Source organism: Arsenicicoccus cauae, from assembly GCF_043162025.1.
GTDB classification, from domain to species: domain Bacteria; phylum Actinomycetota; class Actinomycetes; order Actinomycetales; family Dermatophilaceae; genus Arsenicicoccus; species Arsenicicoccus cauae.
In genome coordinates, this window is record NZ_CP171001.1 from 375,932 (window position 1) to 392,234 (window position 16,303).

The 16,303-nt window shown below is 70.1% G+C and carries 13 protein-coding genes; 7 read left to right on the top strand and 6 right to left on the bottom strand.

The genetic code is table 11. The annotated features are described in order from the left end of the window. Nucleotides 1-89 precede the first annotated feature (89 nt). The 5 genes from narI to ACF3NS_RS01840 form a co-directional block, all read right to left on the bottom strand. On the bottom strand, nucleotides 90-842 hold the full coding sequence (narI, locus tag ACF3NS_RS01820; RefSeq protein WP_154592731.1) for a respiratory nitrate reductase subunit gamma: 753 nt from the start codon (nucleotides 840-842) through the stop codon (nucleotides 90-92). Beyond that, a complete protein-coding gene (gene narJ, locus ACF3NS_RS01825) occupies nucleotides 839-1,582 on the bottom strand; it encodes a nitrate reductase molybdenum cofactor assembly chaperone (protein WP_392467459.1) in 744 nt (247 codons plus the stop codon). Before narJ ends, narI begins: the two co-directional genes overlap by 4 nt. Then, complete coding sequence (narH, locus tag ACF3NS_RS01830) at nucleotides 1,579-3,336, bottom strand: nitrate reductase subunit beta (RefSeq protein WP_392467460.1); 1,758 nt, start codon at nucleotides 3,334-3,336, stop codon at nucleotides 1,579-1,581. The genes narJ and narH overlap by 4 nt, the downstream gene beginning before the upstream one ends. Nucleotides 3,337-3,430: 94 nt before the next feature. Beyond that, nucleotides 3,431-7,177 (bottom strand): nitrate reductase subunit alpha, encoded by a 3,747-nt coding sequence (locus ACF3NS_RS01835; protein ID WP_392467462.1) that lies wholly within the window; start codon nucleotides 7,175-7,177, stop codon nucleotides 3,431-3,433. Then, nucleotides 7,174-8,004: a helix-turn-helix transcriptional regulator gene (locus ACF3NS_RS01840; RefSeq protein ID WP_392467463.1), complete on the bottom strand. Its 831-nt coding sequence runs from the start codon at nucleotides 8,002-8,004 to the stop codon at nucleotides 7,174-7,176. Before ACF3NS_RS01840 ends, ACF3NS_RS01835 begins: the two co-directional genes overlap by 4 nt. 273 nt (nucleotides 8,005-8,277) lie before the next feature. Between ACF3NS_RS01840 and ACF3NS_RS01845 the strand changes: the two genes are divergently transcribed. Both ACF3NS_RS01845 and ACF3NS_RS01850 read left to right on the top strand, forming a co-directional pair. Further along, a complete protein-coding gene (locus tag ACF3NS_RS01845) occupies nucleotides 8,278-9,642 on the top strand; it encodes an MFS transporter (RefSeq protein ID WP_311966443.1) in 1,365 nt (454 codons plus the stop codon). A gap of 97 nt (nucleotides 9,643-9,739) precedes the next feature. Then, nucleotides 9,740-11,137, top strand: coding sequence for an MFS transporter (locus tag ACF3NS_RS01850; RefSeq protein WP_392467465.1), 1,398 nt, complete (start codon nucleotides 9,740-9,742; stop codon nucleotides 11,135-11,137). Nucleotides 11,138-11,141: 4 nt separating this feature from the next. Here ACF3NS_RS01850 and ACF3NS_RS01855 read toward each other — a convergent pair whose 3' ends face one another. After that, nucleotides 11,142-11,942, bottom strand: a complete 801-nt coding sequence (locus tag ACF3NS_RS01855; protein WP_392467467.1) for a helix-turn-helix transcriptional regulator — start codon at nucleotides 11,940-11,942, stop codon at nucleotides 11,142-11,144. Nucleotides 11,943-12,333: 391 nt separating this feature from the next. On the opposite strand from ACF3NS_RS01855, the gene ACF3NS_RS01860 reads away from it, so the two are divergent. The 5 genes from ACF3NS_RS01860 (at nucleotide 12,334) to ACF3NS_RS01880 (ending at nucleotide 16,296) form a co-directional block, all read left to right on the top strand. Continuing rightward, nucleotides 12,334-12,879 carry an alternate-type signal peptide domain-containing protein gene (locus tag ACF3NS_RS01860; RefSeq protein ID WP_392467468.1) on the top strand — a complete coding sequence of 182 codons (546 nt, stop codon included), beginning with the start codon at nucleotides 12,334-12,336 and terminating at the stop codon, nucleotides 12,877-12,879. 80 nt (nucleotides 12,880-12,959) lie between these two features. Further along, nucleotides 12,960-13,616: a SipW-dependent-type signal peptide-containing protein gene (locus ACF3NS_RS01865; RefSeq protein ID WP_392467469.1), complete on the top strand. Its 657-nt coding sequence runs from the start codon at nucleotides 12,960-12,962 to the stop codon at nucleotides 13,614-13,616. Nucleotides 13,617-13,640: 24 nt separating this feature from the next. Next, the gene (locus ACF3NS_RS01870; protein WP_392467470.1) at nucleotides 13,641-14,681 is read left to right on the top strand and encodes a hypothetical protein; all 1,041 of its coding nucleotides are present in this window, start codon (nucleotides 13,641-13,643) and stop codon (nucleotides 14,679-14,681) included. Continuing rightward, nucleotides 14,681-15,319: a signal peptidase I gene (locus ACF3NS_RS01875; protein ID WP_392467472.1), complete on the top strand. Its 639-nt coding sequence runs from the start codon at nucleotides 14,681-14,683 to the stop codon at nucleotides 15,317-15,319. Before ACF3NS_RS01870 ends, ACF3NS_RS01875 begins: the two co-directional genes overlap by 1 nt. Then, nucleotides 15,316-16,296, top strand: coding sequence for an LPXTG cell wall anchor domain-containing protein (locus ACF3NS_RS01880; protein ID WP_392467473.1), 981 nt, complete (start codon nucleotides 15,316-15,318; stop codon nucleotides 16,294-16,296). The genes ACF3NS_RS01875 and ACF3NS_RS01880 overlap by 4 nt, the downstream gene beginning before the upstream one ends. Nucleotides 16,297-16,303: the final 7 nt, after the last annotated feature.

A 16,303-nucleotide genomic window follows, 5' to 3' on the forward strand; every position in this document is an offset into this window, starting at 1 on the left:
CGACATCGACACCGACACCGACACCGTGAGGGTGTGGTCCACGCATGGTGGACCACACCCTCACGATCCGTGGAGCAGGGACGAGGCGGTCAGACGCGCTCCCACCCACGGGCCGGGGCCCGGTTGCCGACCCCGCGACCGCTCCGCACGTCGCGCGAGCGATAGACGATGTAGGGGCGGGTCAGGTAGCCGAGCGGCGCGGAGAACACGTGCACCAGCCGCGTGAACGGCCACAGGGCGAACAGGATGCACGCGACGAGCGTGTGCAGCTGGAAGCCGAGCGGCGCCGCCGCCATCAGGTCCGCGTCCGGGTGGAAGGTCAGGAACTGGCGGTACCAGATCGAGACGCCGTCGCGGTAGTTGTAGTGCTCCGCGGGCCCGCCCAGGTTGTTGATGCCGGGGGCGTGCCAGCCGAGGGTGTTGGCCAGGCCCAGCAGGATCACGACAACGAGGAAGATGTACATGACCTTGTCCATCGGGGTCGTCGCGGAGAACACCGGCCCGGTGGTGCGGCGGCGGTAGATCAGGATCGCGATGCCCGCCAGCGTCAGGAAGCCCGCGAGCAGGCCGACCGACACCGCGAGGAAGTGGTAGATCGACTGCGTGATCCCGACGGCCTCGGTCCAGGACTTCGGCACGAGCAGGCCCATGATGTGACCCATCACGACGAAGAGGATGCCGAAGTGGAACATCGGCGAGCCCCAGCGCAGCAGCCGGTCCTCGTAGAGCTGGCTGGAGCGCGTCGTCCAGCCGAACTTGTCGTACTTGTAGCGCCAGTAGTGGCCGACGACGAAGATCGTCAGGCAGATGTAGGGGAACACCACCCAGAGCAGGGTGTTCATGAGCGCCCTCCTTGCGTGTGCTGCAGGAGCTCGGCCTCGAGCTCCTCGGGTGATGGGTCGGTGGCCGGGTGGGGGTTGAGGCGGGGGTCGATCTCGTATGGCGCCAGCCCGACGTCCTCCGACGGAGGCCCTTGCGCGACCAGCCGCGCGACGGCCGTCTGCTCGTCGCCGTCCAGGGGTGGCAGGGTGGCGCACACGGCGACGAGCACGTCGGCCCACGGCACGTCGCGGTCGAGCAGCGCGAGGCGCAGGACCTCGAGCCCGGCGCGGTGGTCGAGCACCAGCGTGAGCGCGGCCTCGAGGTCGACGGTCGCGCCGAACTCCAGCACCACCGCCAGGTGGTCGGGCAGCTCCTCGTCACCCATCTCGACCCCGGCCCGCCGGTAGGTCTGCTTGAACTGCACGAGCGCCATCCCGCGCTTGCGGGTGTCGCCGTGCGCGAAGTAGGTCAGGTAGGGCGCGCAGCGTCGCGTGTAGTCGAAGGTGTCGACGTAGCGCTTCTGCAGCACGTCCAGCTCACCCGCATCGGCCGCCGCCGAGATGGTCGCGACGAGCCGGCCGAGCGGCTCGCCGACCACCTCCGGCAGCTGCGCACTCGTGTCGCGCAGCACCGGCAGGTGGGCCAGCAGCTGCTCGTCGGGGTAGCCGAGCAGCAGCGACGCGCACTGCCACGCGGCCCGCATCTCGTCGGTGCCGACCGGCAGCGCCGCCTGCTTGCGGCGCCGCAGGGCGAGCCTCACCGGATGTCCTCGGGCGGGATCGCGCCGAGGTCCCGCGAGGCGCTCGGGTCGGCGCCCATCGGCATGCCCTCCCCCTCGCGCAGCGCCTCCTCGGTGGCCCCGGCGCGAAGCGACCGCCCCTCGCCGGGGAACAGCCCCTCGGGCATGCCCTTGCCGTCCCAGTTGAGCAGGTTGACCCGCCCGGCCTTGGAGCCGCCGCCGACGAGCGTGTCGGCGGTCTGGCGCGCCTGCAACATCTGGAAGTTCTCGACGGCGATGGGGGTCAGCGCCCCCGAGCCCTCGCCGAAGGCGCCCTGGTTGCCCGTCTGGTACTCGCTCACCGAGCACTCGGTGGCGAGCTCCTCGAGCGCGTGGGCCTCCTCGGCGTGCGCGGTCGGGATGACATAGCGCTCGTCGTACTTCGCCAGGGCGAGCAGGCGGAACATGTCGTACATGTCCTCCTCCTCCATGCCGACGGCCGCGGGGATGGACCCGTCGGGGTCGCGACCGAGGTTGATGTCGCGCATGTAGGACCGCATGGCCGCGAGCTTGCGCAGCACCCGGTCCACCGGCGCCACGTCACCGGCGGTGAAGAGGTTGGCGAGGTACTCCATCGGGATGCGCAGCGTCTCGATGGCGTTGAACAGGTTGTCCTTGTCCTCGCCGTCGTGACCCGACCCGGCGAGCGCGTCGACGACCGGCGACAGCGGCGGGATGTACCACACCATCGGCATGGTGCGGTACTCCGGGTGCAGCGGCAGCGCGACCTGGTAGTCGTTGATCAGCCGATAGACCGGGGACCGCTGCGCGGCCGTGATCCAGTCCCCCGGTATGCCGGCGCGCTCCGCCTCGGCGATCACCGCAGGGTCGCGGGGGTCGAGGAAGACCGAGCGCTGCGCCTCGTAGAGGTCCTGGTCGTCCTCGACCGACGCCGCCTCGAGGACGCGGTCCGCGTCATACAGCACGAGCCCGATGTAGCGCAGCCGCCCGACGCAGGTCTCCGAGCACACGGTCGGGATGCCCACCTCGATGCGCGGGAAGCAGAAGGTGCACTTCTCGGCCTTGCCGGTCTTGTGGTTGAAGTAGACCTTCTTGTAGGGGCATCCGGAGATGCACATGCGCCAGCCGCGGCACTGCTCCTGGTCGACGAGGACGATGCCGTCCTCCTCGCGCTTGTAGATCGCGCCGGAGGGGCAGGACGCGGCGCAGGAGGGGTTGAGGCAGTGCTCGCAGATGCGCGGGAGGTAGAACATGAAGGTCTGCTCGAAGTCGGTCGTGACCTTGTCCTCGATGCCCTTGAGCATCACGTCCTGCTTCATGGTCTCCATCGAGCCGCCGAGGTCGTCGTCCCAGTTGGCCGACCAGGAGATGTTCATCGGCTTGCCGCTGATCAACGAGTGCGGCCGCGCGACCGGGAAGTGCTTCTGCGCGGGCGCGTCGAGCAGCGTCTCGTAGTCGTAGGTCCAGGGCTCGTAGTAGTCCTGGATCGACGGCATCTTGGGGTTGACGAAGATGTTGAGCAGCTTGGTGAACCGCCCGCCGGCGCGCAGCTTGAGTCGCCCGTTGCGTCCGAGCACCCAGCCGCCCTGCCACTCGTCCTGGTCCTCGTAGCGCCGCGGGTAGCCGAGCCCCGGCCGGGTCTCGACGTTGTTGAACCAGACGTACTCCGTGCCCGCGCGGTTGGTCCACGCCTGCTTGCAGGTGACCGAGCAGGTGTGGCACCCGATGCACTTGTCGAGGTTCATGACCATGGCCATCTGTGCCATCACGCGCATCAGAGAACCTCTTCCTTCGAGATGGAGGTGAGGACCGCCGGGGCCCCCGCGAAGTATCGGAGCGACGAAGGAGCGGAGAACTTCGTGGGGATCATCAGTACTCCACCTTCTGCGAGCGCTTGCGGATGATCGTGACCTCGTCGCGGTTGTTGCCGGTGGGCCCGATGTAGTTGAAGAAGTAGGACAGCTGGGCATAGCCGCCGATGATGTGGCTGGGCTTGAGCATGATCCGGGTCATGGAGTTGTGGATGCCGCCCCGCCTGCCGTTGTGCTCGGTGAGCGGCACGTCGATCAGGCGGTCCTGGGCGTGCGGCATGTAGATCGTGCCCTCGGGCATGCGGTGCGTCACGATCACGCGGGACGCCACGACGCCGTTGCGGTTGACCGCCTCGACCCACTCGTTGTCCTTGACGCCGATCTTGGCGGCGTCCTTGTCGGACATCCAGATCGACTGGCCGCCGCGGCCGAGGGACAGCATGAACAGGTTGTCCTGGTACTCCGAGTGGATGGACCACTTGTTGTGCGGGGTCAGGTAGCGCACCGACACAGAGATGCCGGACACCCCGTCCGCTGCCTTCTCGACCTCGCCGAGCGGGCGCTCGCCGAACAGCTGGGTCATGTTGAGCGGCGGGCGGTAGGTCGGCAGGGCCTCCCCCATCCGCTGCAGCCAGTCGTGGTCGATGTAGAACTGCTGGCGCCCGGTCAGCGTGTGGAACGGCTTGAGCCGCTCGATGTTGATCGTGAACGGGCTGTAGCGGCGGCCGCCGGTCTCCGAGCCCGACCACTCCGGGGAGGTGATGACCGGGACCGGGGCGGCCACGGTGTCGGCATACGTGATCTGCTTGCCCTCGTGCTCGGCCGCGAGGTCGTGCATCTGGTGCCCGGTGCGCTTCTCCAGGGTCTTGAAGCCCTGGGTGGCGAGGTGTCCGTTGGTCGTGCCGGACAGCGCCATGATCGTCTCGGCGACGTCCACGGCCGTGGTGAGGCGCGGGTTGCCCTGTCCCGCACCGCGGCTCGCAACGCCGTTCTTGCGGCGCAGGTAGTCGACCTCCCGCTTGACGTCGTAGGTGATGCCCTTGGTGGTCGTGCCGAGCGTGTCCAGCAGCGGGCCGATCGAGGTCATCTTGTCGTGGATCTTGGTGTAGTCGCGCTCGACCACGGCCAGCACCGGCAGGGTCTTGCCCGGGACGGGCTCGCACTCGCCGGCCCTCCAGTCCAGGACCCGGCCGTGCACCGTCGCCATCGACTCCGGGGTGTCGTGCCACAACGGCTTGGCGACGAGGTCCTTGCGGGTGCCGAGGTGGGTCTCGGCGAGCTCGCTGAAGGTCTTGGCGATGGTGACGAAGGCGTCCCAGTCCGACCGGCTCTGCCACGGCGGGGCGATCGCCGGGTTGAACGAGTGGATGAAGGGGTGCATGTCCGTGGTGTTGATGTCGTTCTTCTCGTACCACGTGGCCGCGGGCAGGACGACGTCGGACAGCAGGGTCGAGCTCGTCATGCGGAAGTCGATGGTCATCAGCATGTCGAGCTTGCCCTCGGGGGCACGCTCCGGCCAGGCGACGTCCGCCGGGCGCTTGTCCACCGGCGCCTCCTCGGCGTTGACGCCGTGGTCGGTGCCGAGCAGGTGCTTGAGGAAGTACTCGTCACCCTTGGCGGAGCTGCCGAACAGGTTGGCGCGCCACATCATCAGCACGCGCGGCCAGTTCTCCTCGGCCTCGGGGTCCTCGGCCGCAAAGCTGAGCTCACCCTTGGTGAGCTGGTCGACGACGTAGGCCGGGACCTCCATCCCGGCCGCCGCCGCCTCGTCCGGCAGCGCGATCGAGGAGCGGTTGAAGGTCGGGTAGCTCGGCATCCACCCGAGCCGCGCGGACTGCGCGACCAGGTCGGCCACCGTCTTGCCGGGGAAGGCGCCGCGGCCGGCGCCGATGTCGTTGGCGGTGTAGGTGTCGTAGCGGTACTGGCTGGTGTGGAGGTACCAGTAGGCCGTCTGGATCATGTGCCGCGGCGGGCGCTGCCAGTCCAGGGCGAAGGCCGTGTGCTGGAAGCCGGTCAGCGGGCGGACCTTCTCCTGGCCGACGTAGTGCGCCCAGCCACCGCCGTTGCGGCCCTGGCAGCCGGTGATCGTGGTGAGCACCAGCATCGCGCGGTAGATCAGGTCCGAGTGGTACCAGTGGTTGGTGCCGGCGCCCATGAGGATCATCGACCGGCCGTGCGTGTCGACGGCGTTCTGCGCGAACTCGCGCGCGATGCGGGCGACCTTGTCGGCGGGGACGGCGGTGATGTCCTCCTGCCACGCCGGGGTGTAGGCGCCGGTGACGTCCTCGTAGCCGGTCGGCCACTCGCCGATCAGGCCCGGGCGGGCGACGCCGTACTGCGCGAGCATCAGGTCGAAGACGGTCGTGACGTAGCGGTCGCCGAGGCGGCGCACCGGGACGCCACGCCGCTGCAGCGTCGCCTGCCCGTCGAGCGCGTCGAACCGGGGCAGCGAGACCTCGAGGGTCTCGGCGCCGTCGGTCAGCAGGGTCAGGCGGGGGGTGACGTCGCCGAGGTCGAGGTTCCACTGCCCCAGGCCCTCGTCACCGAAGCGGTGGCCGAGCGAGCCGCGCGGCACGACGACCTCGTCGGTGCGCTCGTCGACGAGCATGGGCTTCCACATGGCGTTCTCGGACTCGGACTCCGGGCCGCCGGGCACGTCACCGGCCACCGCGAACTTGCCGGGCGTGACCACCTGCTCGCCGTCGGCCCCCTCCTGGACGTCGAGCCAGACGAGGAAGGGCAGGTCGGTGTAGGTCTTGGTGTACTCCTGGAAGAACTCGACCTGCTGGTCGACGAAGAACTCCTTGAGGATCACGTGGCCCATCGCCATCGCGAGCGCCGCGTCGCTGCCCGGCTGGGCCGCCAGCCACTCGTCGGCGAACTTGACGTTCTCGGCGTAGTCCGGGGACACGACCACGACCTTCTGGCCGCGGTAACGCGCCTCGGTCATCCAGTGCGCGTCGGGGGTGCGGGTCAGCGGGACGTTGGAGCCCCACATCATGAGGTAGCCGGCGTCCCACCAGTCGCCGGACTCCGGGACGTCGGTCTGGTCGCCGAACATCTGGGGAGAGGCGACCGGCAGGTCGGCATACCAGTCGTAGAAGGAGAGCATGGTGCCGCCGATGAGCTCGGTGAACCGGGCCCCGGAGGCATAGGACACCATCGACATCGCGGGGATCGGCGAGAAGCCGGCGATGCGGTCCGGACCCCACCGCTTGATGGTGAAGACGTTGGCGGCGGCGACCATCTCGGCCGCCTCGCCCCAGCTGGCGCGCACGAGGCCACCCTTGCCGCGGGCGGACTGGTAGCGGCGCCGCTTGTCCTCGTCCTGGACGATCGACGCCCAGGCGAGCACGGGGTCGCCGTACTCCTGCTTGGCCCGGCGGTACAGGTCGAGCAGCACGCCGCGGACGTAGGGGTAGCGCACCCGGGTGGGGCTGTAGGTGTACCAGGAGAAGGCGGCGCCGCGGGGGCAGCCGCGGGGCTCGTACTCCGGGCGGTCGCCGCCGGTCGACGGGTAGTCCGTCTGCTGCGCCTCCCAGGTGATGATCCCGTCCTTGACGTAGACCTTCCACGAGCACGATCCCGTGCAGTTGACGCCGTGGGTGGAGCGGACGACCTTGTCGTGGCTCCACCGGTCGCGATAGAACGCGTCGGCCCGTCGACCACCGATCTCGTGAAGGGTGCGCCGGTCGGGGCTGACCTCCCCCCTGGTGAAGAACCGCCGCGTGCCCACCAGGGCCTCGGCGAGGGGGGTGTCGATGCCGGAGGGGCCTCGACCTCCGCGGGTGGTCGATGTGCTCATGCGTCTCTCCTGCGGTTGGCGCGTCGTCGGGTCGTGGTGCTGGTGGGCAGGACCGGCCCCGGGAGGCCAGTCCCCACCGTGTGGCGGAAGGGGGTGCGCGACGTGAGGTGCGCCGTGGTGACCGCGATGTCCTCGTGCGGTGTCAGCACCACGTCGACCTCGGGCTCGCCGAGCCGGTCGAGGACCCCGGTGATCAGGCCGCGGCGAAAGGCGTGGAGGACGGGCGCGTGCCGCGCCGCGATCGCGAGGAAGGGCGCGGCGCGCAGCTCGAGGTCCACGGTGCGACCGCCCTCGACCAGCGAGATGCCGTGCCTAAAGCCCCACTCCGCCATGGTCTGCACGAGGCGCTCCACCGTGACCAGCCACTCCCCCGGCGTCGCGGCGGGCGCCCACGCGAGGGGCTCGAGATCCGCGTGCTCGCGGGCCCACGCGCGCGCGGCGGGGAACATGCTGGCGGACCCGGTCGGCTCCGGCAGCCCCCAGCAGGAGGTGACCAGCGCGGACAGCTCGCGGTGCGTCGGGTGCAGCCGCACCCCCGCGGGGACCAGGTGATAGATCTTGCGCGGCCGCCCCACGACCCCGAGCCGCTCGGACCGCGCCTCCACCACGTGCGAGGCGAGCAGCACGTCCAGGTGGAAGCGCGCCGTCGTCACGTGGATGTCCAGGCGGGTCGCGACGTCCTGCGCCGCAAGGCCGGGGCGACCGTGGACGGTCAGGGGCGCGGCCGCGAGCACGTCGATGACCCGCCGCCGCATGGACGGGGCCAACAGGCTGGGGCGGCCGTCGGCCTCCGGGCCCCACCGGAGCTCCTGCGCCACGCTCGTCATCGCCCCTCCTGCGGTCGGCTGCCCATGGACCGTGCATCCTCCAAAATCGGCCCGGACGACGCCGGGAGGAGGAGGACGACTGCAGCATAGCCCGAGCAGCCCGTCCCCGACAGAGGGGGGGTGCCCTCCTGTATATCCAACCCCTGTGCCAAACTTGCTGGTGAGGTCGTCCGCGCAATGCCTCGCCGGAGCCTGAGCCGGACGACTCGCGGCGGCCGCGGCACGCAGCCTCCCCGCCATACAAACTGATCCTTTCAATTCAAGGAGCATGTCGTGAGCACATCCGCCACCGACACGTCCGCGGCGACGGCATCCGAGGCCGTCTCACCCCGGGGTGCGGGCCGGGTCCTGACCTGGTCGACCACCGCCTTCACCGTGATGTTCGCGGTGTGGATGATGTTCGGCATCCTGCAGAAGCCCATCCGGGCGGAGCTGCACCTGTCGGAGGAGCAGTACTCCTGGATCCTCGCCGCCGCGATCCTCAACGGCTCGCTGTGGCGCCTGCCCGCCGGGATGATCACCGACCGCATCGGCGGTCGCAAGGTCATGACCGTCCTGCTGCTGGCCAGCGCGGTCCCGGCCTACCTCGTCTCGCAGGCGCACAGCTACGGCCTGCTCCTGCTGCTCGCCTTCCTCGTCGGCTTCGCGGGCAACTCCTTCTCCGTCGGCATCGCCTGGAACTCCGCGTGGTTCACCCGCGGGCGCCAGGGCTTCGCGCTCGGCGTCTTCGGCGCCGGCAACGTCGGCGCCTCCGTCACCAAGTTCATCGGCCCCCCGCTGGTCGCCACCACCGCCGGCGCGACCTACCTCGGTGTCGTCCAGGGCGGCTGGCGCCTCGTGCCGGTCATCTACGCCGTGCTCCTCGTGGTCCTCGCCGCCGTCACGTGGTTCGGAACGCCCTCCCGCGACCGCATGCCCGGCGCCAGCAAGCCCCTCGGCGAGATGCTGGCCCCCCTGCGCCAGGTGCGCGTATGGCGCTTCAGCCTCTACTACGTCTCGGTGTTCGGCGCCTACGTCGCCCTCTCGAGCACGCTGCCCAACTACTACATGGACACCTTCGGCGTCTCCCTCGGCACCGCGGGCCTGCTCACCGCCCTGTTCATCTTTCCCGCGTCCCTGCTGCGGCCCGTCGGCGGCTGGTTCTCCGACCGGTTCGGCGCCCGCAAGGCGATGTACGGCACCTTCTGGGTCATGCTCGCGACCACCGGCCTGCTGATGATGCCCAACGGCCACCTCGTCGTGTCCCACCCGGACGGGCAGCAGACCGAGCACCTGGCCTATGCCATCTCGATCGTGCCGTTCACGATCGTCGTGTTCCTCCTCGGCTGCGCCATGGGCGTCGGCAAGGCCGCCGTCTACAAGCACATCCCGGAGTACTTCCCCGACAACGTCGGCTCCGTGGGCGGCCTCGTCGGCATGCTCGGCGGCCTCGGCGGCTTCTTCCTGCCGCCGCTGTTCTCCTACAGCAAGGCCTGGTCGGGCTTCCCGTCCAGCACCTTCTTCGTGCTCTTCCTGCTCACCGCCGTCTGCCTGATCTGGATGCACCTCACGATCGTGCGGATGCTCCACCGCGAGTCCCCCCACCTCGCGGACCGGTTCGACCGGGCGCACCCCGAGCCCGCCGTCACCCGCGCCTGACCCGAACCCCGCGTCACGCGCCACACCACCCAGCACCCCGCGTCCCGCCATACGGTCGAGACGTCCCACCCCCTCAGCACCCTGGAGTAGACAACCCATGAGCACCGCGACCAGCTCCCGCCAAGGGGGCGAGTGGCTCCAGTCCTGGGATCCGGAGAACGACCAGACCTGGGACAAGGCCCTCGCCTGGCGCACCCTGTGGATCACCACGTTCACGCTCACCATGTGCTTCGTCGCGTGGTTCCTCCCGAGCGCCATCATCCCCAAGCTCAACGCGCTCGGCTACAGCTTCTCCAAGCAGGAGCTGTACTGGATGTCGGCGATGCCCGGCCTCGCCGCCGGCCTGCTGCGCATCGCGTGGATGGTCCTGCCGCCCATCATGGGCACCCGCAAGATGGTCGCCCTGACCACGCTGCTCCTCTTCTTCCCCATCCTCGGGTGGGGCGTGCGCGTGCAGAACCCGTCCGCCCCCTACTGGGAGCTCATGGTGCTCGCCTTCCTCGCCGGCATCGGCGGTGGCGCCTTCTCCGGGTTCATGCCGTCCACGTCCTACTTCTTCCCCCGGCGCATGCAGGGCACGGCGCTGGGCCTGCAGGCCGGCATCGGCAACTTCGGCGTCTCGCTCGTGCAGCTGCTCACCCCGTGGCTGATCGGCTTCTCGATGATCGGCTTCCTCGGCGGCTCGCAGGCCATGAAGGTCCCGGGCAAGCCGAGCAAGGAGGTGTGGTTCCAGAACGCCGCGTTCGTGTGGCTGCCGCTGATCCTCATCGGGGCGGCGTGGGCGTGGACCGCGCTCAAGTCCGTGCCGGTCAAGGCCAACGTCCGCCAGCAGTTCGACATCTTCGGCAACCAGGACACCTGGTGGATGACGCTCATCTACATCATGACCTTCGGCACCTTCTCGGGCCTGTCCGCGCAGTTCGGCCTCCTCATGGGCAACCTCTACGGCTCCGGCAACGCCGCCATCGTGTCCGGCTCGGGCGCAGCCGCCAAGATCCTCGTCCCCGGCTACGCCGTCCCCGACCCCGTGAGCTGGGTCTTCTGGGGGCCGCTGATCGGCGCGGGCGCGCGTGTGCTCTTCTCCCCCCTGACCGACCGCATGGGCGGCGCGATCTGGACCCTCGTCTCCGGGCTCGGCCTCGTCGCCTCCATCGTCTACACGATCCCTGCGCTGACGCCCGACACGTCGTCCGCGGCGGCGCTGCAGGGTGACTTCCGGCAGTTCCTGGTCGGGATGTTCCTCATCTTCCTCTTCGCCGGGATCGGCAACGCCTCGACCTTCAAGCAGATGCCGATGATCTTCGAGAAGCGGCAGGCCGGCGGCGTGATCGGCTGGACCGCCGCGATCGCGGCCTTCGGGCCGTTCTTCTTCGCCCTCGGCATCGGCGTCATGGGCGCGACCCTCTTCTACTGGGTCGGCGTCGCCTGGGCCGTCATGTGCGTGGCCATCACGTGGGTGCGCTACGCCCGCAAGGGGGCTCCCAAGCCCGGCTGATCGCTCAGCCCGCAGCCCCGGAGGGCCGGTCGCTCGTCGACCGGCCCTCCGGCGTGCCCGGAGCCGTCGCGTCCGGTCGGGGCCGGCGCACGTGGGTGAGGTCCAGGCCCTCGACGACCTGCTCGCCGGCGTGGAGCGCGCTGCTCATCTCGACCGTGCACACGTCAGGGGCGACCATGGGCGTCACCCGCACGGCCGGGGCCTGCACGCCGAGGCCCTCGAGGGAGCCCCGCACCAGACCGAGGTGTATGGCGCAGACGACGTCGGGGTGCCGGATCGCGGCCGCCTTCATCGGGCAGTGGGTCAAGGTCGCCTGGCACCGCCCGGCGGGGTCGCCCTCGACGGTCACCGTCTCGCGCGGGTAGCCCCACCCCGCCAGGACGTCCAGGAGCTCACGCACGGGCACCTCGCCCTGCGAGCCCTCCGGCGTCACGTGGTCGAGGTGGTGCCGGGACCAGGCCTCGCCGGCGAGGGTCGCGGCCTCGACCCGGGCGCCCTGGTCCCCGCCGAGGGTCTCGGCGAGCACGTCTGCGAGGACGACGTAGGCCGCCGTGTTGACGGGCACGGCCTCGGCGCGGCGGCGATAGACCTTGCTGGGGCGACCGGGGCGGTCGCGCCGCTCGATGCCGGACTCGAGGACGCCCGCCTGCTCGAGCTGGTCGAGGTGGAACCGCACGGTGGTGACGTGCAGGTCGAGCTCCTCCGCCAGCCGGCTCGCGGTCCAGTGGTCGGGCTCGGCAGCCACCTTGTCGGTGATGGACCGACGGACCGCCGACGAGAGGAGAGCGTCGCGATCCTTGGGCATGACCTGCCTCCAGCCTGCTGCGGCCGCCTGGCCGGCGGCCCGTGAGCGACCAGCGTAGTGCCAGCCGCTGGCACGGGACTCGACCGCGCCGTCGGGAGCCCGACGCAGGCCCGACCCACACGATCCGTCAAGCCTGCGGCACCTCGGTGACGCCGTGATGCCCGATTGTGCCCACTTGGTTGCCGCGACCTCCCATGGGCCGATCAATCGGACGCATACACAACATCGATGATCATTAATCCACAAGGATGAATGTGGAGACGATCCGTCGATCAGGGGTAACCAATCGCAGCCTCCGGCGGTTTCACCTCACGTAGGGGCAAGGACCACCGAGGCCCCAGGCAGGACCCCTCCAGCAGGACCCCATCACCACGAAGGACGAGCCAGGACCATGACCAGCACCGCCATCACCACCGCCCCCGCCCGCAGCAACCGCACCAAGAAGGCCCTCGTGGCCGGCGCCCTCGGCGTCGCCCTCCTGGCCGGCGGCGGCGGCACCTTCGCCAGCTGGTACGAGAACACCACCATCGGCTCCGGCGCCGTGAGCGCGGGTCACCTCAACTGGACCGTCGGCACCGCTGCCTGGACCGACCAGACCGGCAAGACGATCGATCCGGCCACCTTCAAGATGGTCCCGGGCGACACCGTCACCTACAAGACCACCGTCACCACGGACCTGGTCGGCACCAACCTCAAGGCCAACCTGGCGCTGGACAACTCCACGCTGACCGGCACGATGAAGGACTTCGTCACGACGACGACCGCCATCTCCAAGGGCGGCACCGCCATCGCCAACCCGCTCACCCCGGCCACCAACGGCACCTACGACGTCGTCGTGACGATCACGCTGCCGTACGCCGCCGCCAACGGCACCGACGCCGAGAACACCGCGCTCGACCTGAGCGCGATCAAGCTCTCGCTGACCCAGGTCCAGTGATCGCGTAGGCCCCAGCGCCTACGAGACCTGGCTCTGACCGCCGCCCCCAAGCCCAGCAGACTCTCGAGAGGAGGACCCACATGATCTCCCCCGTCACCCGCGCGCTCACCGGCGCCGGCGCGGCCCTGCTCGCCGTGGGTCTGCTGGCGGGTGGGGGCGGCACCTTCGCCGCGTGGAGCCGGACCGACGGCCTCACCAAGGCCTCCATCTCCGCCGGCAACCTGGGCCTCACGCCCGGCGCCCTGAACGTCAAGGTCGCCCACACCGACTTCGTCGCCGGGGCCACCGACATCTCGCAGGTCACCCGCACCACCAGCGACATCACGGGGCAGATGGACACCTACCCGTTCGCCCCCGGCGACCAGGTGACGATCACGCTGCCCATCACGGTCCAGGCCGTGGGCACCAACCTCAAGGCCACCCTCTCGACCACCCCGGCAGCCCTGACCGGCACGGCGACCCTGGTCTCCGAGGTCAATGCCAACAACGGCTCCGTCGTGACGCTGACACCCGTCGGGGGCGCGCCCGCTCTCACGAGCACCGGCACCAACCAGTGGGCGATCACGTCGGCCCACAACGGCGCGGTCTACCTCGCCACCATGAAGTACACGGTGCGCGAGACGAGCACCGGCGCGGCCCGCACCGAGCCGGCCGGCGGCAGCGGATGGTGGAACACGACGCTCAACGGCACGTCGGTGTCCACCCGCAACCTGCCCTTCACCCTCACCCAGAACTGATCCACCGATCCCTGGAGGCACCCCATGTCCCGTCGGCGCATCCTTGCCACGCTCGGCGTCACCGCCGTCGCGGCGACGGCCGTCATCGCGGCGCCCACCGGTGACACCCAGGCCCGGTGGACCGAGACCCGCACCAGCGTCGTCCCCAGGATGACGATGGGCACCCCCACGCTCACGCCGACGGATGTCCCCGTGGTCAAGCCGTTCTCGACCGCGCTGCAGGCGACCCTCAAGAACAACGCGGGCTACGGTCTCGAGTACCGCCCGACCCAGCTGACGATCACCAAGATGCCCGGCACCCTCACGACGGACTCCGACGTCACCGGGCTCCTCGCGTACGGCTATGGCATCGCCTACGACTACACGAACTGCGCGGGCGTCAATCGCTGGCAGATTCCTCAGACGGACGGCGGCACCGCCACCACGACCTACACCATTCCGGCCACCGGGGCGGTCCGGGACCCGCTGGTCAAGGGCGCCACCGCGCCGATGTGCATCATCGTCAGGCCGGACGCGAGCGATCGCCAGCGGTACGTCAACTTCGCGGGTCGTGAGTACCAGCTGACGACCACGCTTCTTGCCGTCTCCGTCGCCGGCACCGCCACCACCAGCCCCACCTGGACGACGCGCTACGTCATCCCCATCCCGTCCGCCTTCCCGGACCCCAGCGGCACGAGCTGCGGCGGCACCTGGATCGTCAACAACATCCACTTCTACTGGGCCTGGCCGGACAGCACCATGACGTCGGCCACGGGCTACTCCGCGATCAACCACTGGGACATCCTGGCGCGGCCCAAGGGCTCCACGGCCGCCTACAAGGTCGTGGACGGCGGCATCGTCGGCACGAAGCGTGAGGAGATCGTCGGGACCGGCGACCTCGTGAACGCCGGCTACACCGCAGCCGGGGAGTACGAGTTCATCGTCCGCGCCTACCCCTTCGCCGGCAGCACCACGAAGTACTCCGAGAGCACCGTCCGGTGGAACGCCTACTACCCGGGCTCCTCTGGCTACTTCGCCTGCCGCGCCTCGGACACCAACCCGACTGCCGGGATGTACGGCTACTGATGAGCGCCCTCCCCACCTCCACCCCCACTCGTGGCGGCGCGCGTCGCGTGACGCGTCCCGCGCTGCCGGCACCGGTGCGGCTCGCGCTCTCGGTCGTCGTGGGCGGCCTCGCCATACTCGCCATCGGCCTGCTGGCGCTCATGGTCGTCATACCGATGGTCATGCACTGGGTGCCGCTCACGGTCCTGTCCGGCTCGATGGAGCCGACCATCCCGATCGGCTCGCAGGTCATCGTCAAGCGGGTCGAGTCCGAGCAGGACGTCGCTCGGCTCGAGCAGGGGGATGTCATCACCTTCCTGCCCCGCCCAGGCGACAACAGCCTGGTCACCCACCGGATCACGTCGATCTCGGTCGACAGCGACGGTGTCCACAAGGTCAGGACCAAGGGTGACCACAACCCGAGCGAGGACCTCGAGGTCAAGACGGTCAAGCAGATCCGCGGGGTCATGGTCTACCACCTGCCCAAGGTCGGCTACGTCGCCAATGCGCTCAACCGCGACCAGAAGTCCCGCGGCGTCATCGTCGTCGCCGGCGCGCTCTTCGCCTACGCCCTGTGGCAGCTCGTCGGCCTGCTCCGCGCCCGCACCCGCACCACCGACCACCCCACCGATCCCGCACCCACCGAGGACGACCCATGAGCCGACTCCTCGCGCGCCCCGCCGCCGCGGCTGCGCTCGCGGTCGCTCTCGGGTCTCCCCTCGCCTCTCCCGGTGTCGCCCAGGCAGCGTCTCGTATGCCGCAGCCGGCCGCCCTCGTGGCCGCCGGGACGGGGCTCGGGTACCTGCAGGTGTCGACGAGCCCCACCGGGCCCTGGACCCGCACGCTCGACACCGGCATCTTCCCTGCTGGCATCCGGATCGTGCCCGGCGAGCCGCTGACCGGCAGCTTCTACGTCAAGAACGCCTCTCCCGACAAGGCCCTCCTGAGCATCTCCTCGGAGCCGGACCCCCTGGCCGCGGCCGACGAGTTCGCCGACGACCTGCACGTGACCGCAGCCGTGGACGGCACGGCCGATCCCACCCCGCAGGCGCCTACCGCGTCCACCCTGGCCACCACGCCGGGACAGCTCACGTCGGCCACCGTCCCCGCGGGAGGCGTCGTGCGCGTCGAGCTGGCCGCCCTGCTGCCGCAGAGCGCGACGGGTGACGTCGCCGAGGACTACCGGTGGGACACCCCCATCAGCGTCTCGCTGTCGATGGCCGCCACGGCGCGCAGCGACCAGGAGCCGGTCCCCGTCGAGCCCTCGACCTCGCCCGCGGCACGCAGCCCCGCCGCGACCCCGACGCCGTCCGCGTCACCGTCGGCCGCTCCGTCCGCGTCGCCGTCGGCCGCTCCGTCCACGTCGCCGAGCAACAGCGCCGGGGGCGCTGGTGACAGCCACGGTGGTGGCATCGGCCAGGCGGTCGGGTCCGCCAAGGGCAACGGCTCGGCGGCTGGTGGGGCGGTTCCTGCCGAGGACGCGTTCGGCGTGGCCTCCAGCCCCTTCTCCGAGGCCCTGGCGCACACGGGCGCCGACGGGGTCGTGCTCCTCGCTGCCGGTGGGGCTGCGGTGGGGATCGGCATACTTCTGCTCGCCCTGGCCCGGCGACGGCGCGAGGACCCTGACGAGAGCTGACCACTCG

Coding starts and splice junctions, on each gene's coding strand:
- narI (WP_154592731.1), bottom strand. CDS start 842: ATGAACACCCTGCTCTGGGTGGTGTTCCCCTACATCTGCCTGACGATC.
- narH (WP_392467460.1), bottom strand. CDS start 3,336: ATGCGCGTGATGGCACAGATGGCCATGGTCATGAACCTCGACAAGTGC.
- ACF3NS_RS01835 (WP_392467462.1), bottom strand. CDS start 7,177: ATGAGCACATCGACCACCCGCGGAGGTCGAGGCCCCTCCGGCATCGAC.
- ACF3NS_RS01840 (WP_392467463.1), bottom strand. CDS start 8,004: ATGACGAGCGTGGCGCAGGAGCTCCGGTGGGGCCCGGAGGCCGACGGC.
- ACF3NS_RS01850 (WP_392467465.1), top strand. CDS start 9,740: ATGAGCACCGCGACCAGCTCCCGCCAAGGGGGCGAGTGGCTCCAGTCC.
- ACF3NS_RS01855 (WP_392467467.1), bottom strand. CDS start 11,942: ATGCCCAAGGATCGCGACGCTCTCCTCTCGTCGGCGGTCCGTCGGTCC.
- ACF3NS_RS01860 (WP_392467468.1), top strand. CDS start 12,334: ATGACCAGCACCGCCATCACCACCGCCCCCGCCCGCAGCAACCGCACC.
- ACF3NS_RS01865 (WP_392467469.1), top strand. CDS start 12,960: ATGATCTCCCCCGTCACCCGCGCGCTCACCGGCGCCGGCGCGGCCCTG.
- ACF3NS_RS01870 (WP_392467470.1), top strand. CDS start 13,641: ATGTCCCGTCGGCGCATCCTTGCCACGCTCGGCGTCACCGCCGTCGCG.
- ACF3NS_RS01875 (WP_392467472.1), top strand. CDS start 14,681: ATGAGCGCCCTCCCCACCTCCACCCCCACTCGTGGCGGCGCGCGTCGC.
- ACF3NS_RS01880 (WP_392467473.1), top strand. CDS start 15,316: ATGAGCCGACTCCTCGCGCGCCCCGCCGCCGCGGCTGCGCTCGCGGTC.